Annotated in this window: 7 protein-coding genes; 3 read left to right on the forward strand and 4 right to left on the reverse strand. The window is 44.5% G+C overall.

Going from position 1 to position 7,365, the window contains the following annotated elements; genetic code table 11:
* Nucleotides 1-206: 2-C-methyl-D-erythritol 4-phosphate cytidylyltransferase (locus ACTIE6_RS13485; protein WP_439557135.1), on the forward strand; the 206-nt coding region annotated here is incomplete at its 5' end.
* 22 nt (nucleotides 207-228) lie between these two features.
* Nucleotides 229-1,317, forward strand: coding sequence for a winged helix DNA-binding domain-containing protein (locus ACTIE6_RS13490; RefSeq protein ID WP_439557136.1), 1,089 nt, complete (start codon nucleotides 229-231; stop codon nucleotides 1,315-1,317).
* Here ACTIE6_RS13490 and ACTIE6_RS13495 read toward each other — a convergent pair.
* Genes ACTIE6_RS13495 through ACTIE6_RS13510 form a run of 4 tightly spaced genes read right to left on the reverse strand, consistent with a single transcriptional unit; the run spans nucleotide 1,314 to nucleotide 5,962 of the window.
* Nucleotides 1,314-2,615: a hypothetical protein gene (locus ACTIE6_RS13495; protein ID WP_439557137.1), complete on the reverse strand. Its 1,302-nt coding sequence runs from the start codon at nucleotides 2,613-2,615 to the stop codon at nucleotides 1,314-1,316. The two genes, ACTIE6_RS13490 and ACTIE6_RS13495, sit on opposite strands and share 4 nt — an antisense overlap.
* Before the next feature lie 5 nt (nucleotides 2,616-2,620).
* Entirely contained in the window at nucleotides 2,621-3,763 is a 1,143-nt protein-coding gene (locus ACTIE6_RS13500; RefSeq protein WP_439557138.1) for an acyltransferase family protein, read from the reverse strand.
* 8 nt (nucleotides 3,764-3,771) lie between these two features.
* A complete protein-coding gene (locus ACTIE6_RS13505) occupies nucleotides 3,772-4,530 on the reverse strand; it encodes a glucosamine-6-phosphate deaminase (RefSeq protein WP_439557139.1) in 759 nt (252 codons plus the stop codon).
* Nucleotides 4,531-4,561: 31 nt separating this feature from the next.
* Complete coding sequence (locus tag ACTIE6_RS13510) at nucleotides 4,562-5,962, reverse strand: Gfo/Idh/MocA family protein (protein WP_439557140.1); 1,401 nt, start codon at nucleotides 5,960-5,962, stop codon at nucleotides 4,562-4,564.
* A 233-nt stretch (nucleotides 5,963-6,195) separates the two neighbouring features.
* Here ACTIE6_RS13510 and ACTIE6_RS13515 point away from each other — a divergent pair, with 233 nt between their 5' ends.
* Nucleotides 6,196-7,215 (forward strand): LacI family DNA-binding transcriptional regulator, encoded by a 1,020-nt coding sequence (locus tag ACTIE6_RS13515; protein ID WP_439557141.1) that lies wholly within the window; start codon nucleotides 6,196-6,198, stop codon nucleotides 7,213-7,215.
* Nucleotides 7,216-7,365 lie beyond the last annotated feature (150 nt).

Below are 7,365 nucleotides of genomic sequence, written 5' to 3' on the forward strand. Positions count from 1 at the left end.
TGGTACAAACTCCCCAGACTTTCCGCCTCGACTGGATGTCTGACGCATTTTCAACCGAATACCAGGAGACTTTTACAGATTGTGCGAGTGTTCTTGAAGCAAAGGGTTATCCGATTCAGCTGATTGACGGAGCTTATGAAAATATCAAAATCACTACGCCTGAGGATTTACGCTGGGCAGAAACATATCTTCGTCAGCTTTCCTGAATGCACTTAATTCGTGTGTACAATGACAATACGCGATATTCAGAATCTCCGGCTCCGTAATTTGCTTCTTTCCAATCCACGTTTTAACACGCCGGGAGAAACTGTGCATTGGCTTGGCGCTGTTCAGGCACAGGATCACGCGGGTGCATTGTTTTCCATTGCATTGAGAATGCAGGGTGGAACCCAGAAATCTATTGAAAAAGCAATTGCAGAGAAATCTATTGTCAGAACCTGGCCAATGCGCGGTACGCTCCATTTTGTGGCGGCAGAAGATGCACACTGGATGCTGCGTTTGCTCACACCCAGGATTATCTCGCGTTCGGCAGGCAGGTATAAACAACTCGAACTTGACGACCATGTTTTCGCCAAAAGCCGCGACCTGATTGTTTCCGAGCTGCTTGGTGGCAGGCAAATGACGAGGGCTGAGGTATATGCATTACTTGAAAATGGAGGAGTATCAACCGGCGGGCAACGTGGCATGCACATCATAAATCACTTGGCACAAACCCGGATACTTTGTCACGGCACACACAATGAAAAGCAGCCTACCTATACTTTGCTAGACGAATGGGTTTCCAGTCCAAGACAGCTGGATGAAACGGAAAGTATCGCCGAGATCACCTTACGCTACTTTACCAGTCACGGTCCTGCTACTCTGAATGATTTCGTGTGGTGGACGGGGCTTAAAGTTTCAGATGCGAAGCTCGGATTACAACTGAATGCGGGCAAGCTGCACTCCATGGAAGTAAATGGAGCAAGTTATTGGTATTCCCAAGAGCAAATAGAAATGGGAACTGCAAAGGCAACTTTCCTGCTCCCTGGCTTCGACGAGTACATGCTGGGCTACACTGACCGCTCCATCATTCTTGAACCGGCGCATTGGGCTAAAATTATCCCGGGTAACAACGGAATGTTTATGCCCACAATCGTGATCGACGGGAAAGTGGAAGGTACCTGGAAAAGAACTTTAAAGAAGGATAGTGTGCAATTGGACATGTATCCATTTAAAAAGATACCCCTGACTAAAAAACGCATGCTGGAAGGATGCGCCAAGGAATACGGGAAATATCTAGCTAAAAACTTGTCTGCTACGAACTGGCTTAACTTTTAGGATAGCCACTTTCCAAGCCACGCAAAAGCGTCTTTCTGCATTTCAGCATCAAACTTATGCGGACCATCATAAAACTTTGCAGCGTACTTTTCCGACGCATTTGCTTTTTTGTATACGTCTGTCAGAATGCGGTCGGCCTCCTGCATCTCCGGTAATGTATATAGTGGATCCTGGTTGTTGTTTTGAACCAAAGTGGGTAACGGTACTCTCAAACCAAGAATTTCAGGAAAGTCCAGGAATTGCGGTAACAATGGCGTGTACGTCATCCAGGTGTGATTGAAAGATCTGTTAAGGATCAAATCCGACCAGGTTGTCATAAAGCCCACACAAACCGCGCATTTGATTCTAGAATCCAGTCCGCCAAGATATACCGTACGCAGACCACCGCCTGACAATCCGCAACAGCCTATCCGCTTCGGATCAACCTCTTTTCTTGCACTTAAAATATCCAGTGCAACCTGATCTTCGGACAGGAAAACGCCCGGCCAAGTTGTCCCGGCGCAGAATAGTGACTTGGACATCACATGTTCATGCTCTGACGACCACGCATTATACGCTTCTATATGCTCTGGTTTTTCAGGATCCTTGTCGGTTTTCCCTGTGGTATCTACGCCGCCCCAGTTGAGGCCTTCTACATCATCGTAGTGTACCCGCCTGCTGCCAAATGCAAAAGTATCATGCACCAAAACTGCATATCCTGATCGAGCAAGTTCATTGGCCCAGGCTCTACCACCATAATCTGATTGCTGATGTTCTTTAAGGATCGGATGTTGATCTTCCGACGTTTTCACAATTTTACGGTAACCGAAATACTTCATACCAGCGTGATCGTGCAGCCCGAGCACCGCGGGCAATGGTTTGGTTACGCCCTGCGGTTTGAGGAAAACGGCCTTAGTTGGTCGCCCGTAACCCAATTCCCACGATAGCTCTTCTATTTCAAGCCCGTCAAAAACATATTTTTTCTCGACAGTCACCTTAGGCATACCTGGTTTGGGTGGACTGGCGACGAGCTCCCTGGTTTTTGCTATCGCTTCCTGTTGCCAGCTTTTCAGGTCTTTGTACTTATTATTTCGGTAAGAAAGGTTCGGCACTTTGGGCTGCAATGCATTGGCCCATTGACCATAATGTCCGATCACACTTTTCTCCGGCATAGCAGGTAAATTATTGGCTTTTGATAAAACAGGTGCTTGATTTTGCATTTCCAAAAGATGTGGGAGCGTGGCTGTCCCGAGCATTGCTGCAATAAAATTCCTTCGTCCTATTTGTCCAGCCGGATCTTCGTTCGCGTTTGATTCCATACAAATTATACTTTGACAAAAATCTTATTGCGGTACAGAAAATAAAGAAAAAGCCAAACCAGCACGAACCCGCCCAGCGCATTGTAAACCTCATGCCATTTTTCAGGCGCATATTTGTAAAATCCCTCAAATAGTAGCTTGGAAGATGCATTGAAGTTCACAAACCTGACCGCCAGGTAAATAACCAAAGAATTCACTCCAATAACCTGAAAGAAAAAAGCCCATTTGGAAAAACCCTTTAAGTCAATTATCCAATAGAAAGTGGCAAGGAATACAAATGCGAGCCCGGAAGTGAGCATGATAAATGAGCTCGACCATAAATGTTTGTTAATCGGAAATATCAAATTCCAGACAAGACCAAGCACAATGCCCGCAAGTCCAAGTAAGAATAGCCTTGTCACTTTTTGATTTTCAGGAGCAGCTTTCAACAGCGTATCTCCTGCAATCGTGCCGAATAACGTAAGACAAATCGCGGGAAATTGTGTCAATAATGCAAGTTCATCGTAAGTACCCTGTTTGAGTTTACCCGGCATAAAAGTCCGATCAAACCAACCTACAAGATTTCCTTCAAATGACAAATCGCCGGCGCCGTAGCCTGGTACCGGAATGAGCTTTAATGCAAGATAGTATAAAACCAACGTGGCGATAGCTATACCAAACCGTTGAACTGAGCTAAATCGCATGAACAGCAGCGCACTCACAAAAGTAGCCAGCCCAATACGGCCAAGTACACTTCCGTACCTGATATGGGCAGGGTTGAAGACATCGATAGGCGCGTTTTTGTCAAGTATACCCAGCGCAATCAGAATGAGCATTCTTACAAAGATCTTATTACGGATTTCAGAATGCTGCATTCCTTTTGATAAGCCTTTTTGGATACTAAAAGTCAAAGAAGTACCCGCAAGAAAAAGGAACAATGGGAAAATGAAATCATAGAATGTAAATCCATTCCATTCAGGATGCTCAAATTGATCAGCCACGGCATCTATCAATGGAATACCCGTTTTGCCTTTCAGCAGAAAGATAAAGGCACCGCCTCCTGAAATCATCAGCATATCAAATCCGCGCAGTGCGTCAATAGAAGCTAGTCTGGTATTTCTGACAGGAATAGCCTGTTCTGCCGGGGCGTAAAGCGTTTTTGGTTCCATTCGTAGGTTCAGGTAAGGTTCTGGACTTCTGAGCTCGCGAGCAGGCTTGCAGAGCTTTTATCCAGATAAAATACACAATCGGAATGGAGTTGCAAAATGCTGGCTGGAAACAAGTTACTTACCTCATTTTCAAGACAGTCCCGTACAGCTACCGCTTTGCGCTGATCAGGCACTGAGCAAATTATATGTGCAGATTTCATGATTTGCCTGATCGACATACTTATCGCTTGCAGCGGCACTTCTTCCAGTGTGCCAAACCAGCCTTCACCCATTTGCTGGCGTCGGCACGGTTCATCCAGATTGACGATCAGGTAAGGTTTTTCTGTGTCAAAGTCCGCGGGAGGATCATTGAATGCAAGGTGGCCATTTTCTCCAATTCCCACCAGGGCAAGATCAATAGGATGCTTGCTGATAATCTCATCAAGAAGCTTTGTTTCTTCATCTGCGTCACCTTCTCCATTGATCAGGTACGCTGCCTTCAATGAAGGTAACTTTTCAAGAAAACGTTCGTGCAAATACTTGCGAAAACTGGCGGGATGCGATTCAGGCAAATCAATGTATTCATCCAAATGGAACATAGTTACCTTGCTCCAATCTATGTCAGGCTCCGAAATCAGCTGGTTTAAAGTTTCAAACTGGCTGGTGCCGGTGGCAACAATGATGTTTGCAAAGCCCTTTTCCTCAATACTTTTGCGAATAATATTCGCTGCTTTCTTCCCCGCCATTAAGCCAAGTTCCTTATCTGTCTGGCCGATGCTTATTTTCATTACAATGCTGATTAAATCTAAGTACGAAAATTCAGGATTTGACCTTTGTATTACCTCCTATTGCCAAAGTAATATCTACGGGCTGGTTGCCTTTCCACGCCCCGGAAGTAAAATCAGGAATATCGATGCTGTTGGACCTATTTGCTACTGACCATTCAGATAATGGCGATATCACGCTCCATGAGGCTGCATCGTACACGTCCTGATCCAATGGAAGTCCATTTCGCAGGCAATCAATTAACCGCCAGTCCATCAGGAAATCCATCCCGCCGTGCCCGCCCACCTTCTTGGCAAGTTCGCCGATTCGCTTAACAATTTCAGGCTGATACTGCTGTTCCAGCTTTCTGAATTCTTCCGGTTTGATCCATTCATGTCCGTGTGAAATGCGGCCCTGAGTTCCATCTTCAGGCAATGGATATTTCTGAGCAGTGGCTTTGGTTCCGCTGATGAGGTGTAAACGGGAATAGGGTCTGGGCGTAGAGACATCGTGTTGCAGCATGATTGTTCTTCCCTTGTTCGTCCTGATAATGGTCGTATTCATATTTCCCCTATACGATTTTCCTGCATACTTCTTAAAGTCAGGATCTTTCGCGGCCAATTCATTTGCTCTTGCTTGCAGCATATAATCGTTGCTGCTCATGGATGTCAGGTAATCCATTTTATCACCGCGATTGATATCAAGCACCTGCGCTACCGGACCAAGACCATGCATTGGATACAGGTTACCATTACGCTGGTTTTCTTTTAAGCGCCATAAGTCATAGCGTTTATCTTTCTGAAAAAGAGATTCGAAAATATCGTGAATGTATGCACCTTCTACATGAACAATCTCTCCAAAGAATCCTTGTCGAGCCATATTCAGCGTAAGCAGTTCGAAGAAATCGTAGCAACAGTTTTCAAGCATCATACAATGCTTCTTTGTCTTCTCCGAAGTTCTGACCAGCTTCCAGCAATCTTCTACCGTTGTAGCGGCAGGAATTTCAACAGCTACATGCTTTCCATGCTCCATTGCGTACAAGGCCATCGGAGTGTGAAGGCTCCACGGGGTGCATATGTAAATCAGATCAATATCATCCCTTTCGCAAACCTTCTTCCATTCATCTTCACTTCCTGAATAAAGGGCCGGTTTAGAATTTGATTTCTCAAAAACCTTCGCTGCTTCATTCACGTTTTCCTTTCGGATATCACAAAGGGCCTTTACTTCGACATTTTCAAGATGAATAATCCGCTTTATTGCACCACTGCCTCTGTTTCCCAAACCGAGGTAGGCAATGCGAACTGTGTCAATTTTTGGGGCGGCGTACCCTGACATATTGAAGAGCGGTGTCTTCCTCTCAGTTGTGGTGGCTTGTTCTGCTTTAACAGTAAAGTTAGGAGTTACACCGGCGGCTATACCCAGGCCGGAAAGTTTCAGGAAATCTCGTTTTTTCATGATGGTATTGGTGCTTAGGAAATGATTTACCCGAATGCGTAAGCTAGTTAGTCTCAGATTGGCAATCCTATTTTCATATAGTCGATCGATGTATATCGAAAACAATTTACATGATTGAAGGAGTGACTAATAATGGATTGTGATAAATATTAACGAGAACGTTTACGATAACGGCGGGTATAAAGTACCCTTGGTTATTCTTCCTGTTATACACATCTGATAATCGATAGCAAGTGCAGCGAAGGTCAAGTACTATCAAGGATATCGCCCGGGAACTCAATATCTCGGTTGCTACGGTCTCACGTGCCTTGCGTGATACATATGATGTAAGCAGGGAAACGAGAGAGCAGGTTTTGGAAGTTGCGAAAAAGTTAAACTACAAACCCAATTTGAATGCACTTAATCTTGTGAAACGTCATACCCGAAACATCGGAGTTTTGATTCCCACGATAACTAACGATTACTTTTCAACGGTTATAACAGGAATCCAGGAAACGGCAAATTTACACGGATATAATCTCATTCTCTACCTGACAAACGATTCGGCTGAAATTGAGGAGAGACTTATAGCTGAACTGCCATTTAATCACATAGATGGACTGTTGGTGTGCATCTCATCACAAACCCGCATTCACAAGTATTTACAGGAGCTTAGTGAAAGAGGAATATCAGTCGTGTTCTTCGACCGTGTGATTGCAGAGGCAGGCTTTTCAAAAGTGATGCAGGATGATTATAATGGTGCTTTTATGGCTGTTGAACACCTACTTTCCTGTGGCTACCGAAAGATCGCACACATCACAGGTCCAAGCAACCTATTATTGACTCAGAACCGAATAAAAGGCTATATGTCTGCTCTTCGACAATTTGGCATTGAATATAGTAAAGAAGTTTCCTCAGGATTTTCTCGCCAGGATGGTCAGTCAGATACGGATAGGCTATTTAGCCAAACAGCTGATAGACCAGATGCAATCTTCGCTGCAAACGATCGGAAAGCGATAGGTGCTATTTTAGAATTGAGAAGAAGGGGTATTGCCGTTGGAGCTGAGGTTGGTGTTATCGGATTCACTAATGATTCAATGGGAGAAATAATCTCTCCAACACTGTCAACTATCGCAGAACCTGCATTTAAGATCGGTCAAAGTAGCTGCGAGCTCATCATTAATCAACTTGTAAGTAAATCCGAAACTAAATCAGTCAAGGAGATCCTATTACCCTGCCACTTAATTGTAAGAGAGTCCACTCTTAGGTTTTAATCAGTATAATGTAGAAGGATAAAGTGGATCAAATTGGGCACAAATGCAAAAAGCCTTACATATCTGTAAGGCTTTTTTTTGTAATAGTATTGTGGCGGCTACCTACTTTACCAGGTTTGATCCAAGTATCATCGGCGGACCTGGGCTTAA

The organism is Dyadobacter sp., from assembly GCF_051859145.1.
Taxonomy (GTDB): Bacteria; Bacteroidota; Bacteroidia; order Cytophagales; family Spirosomataceae; genus Dyadobacter.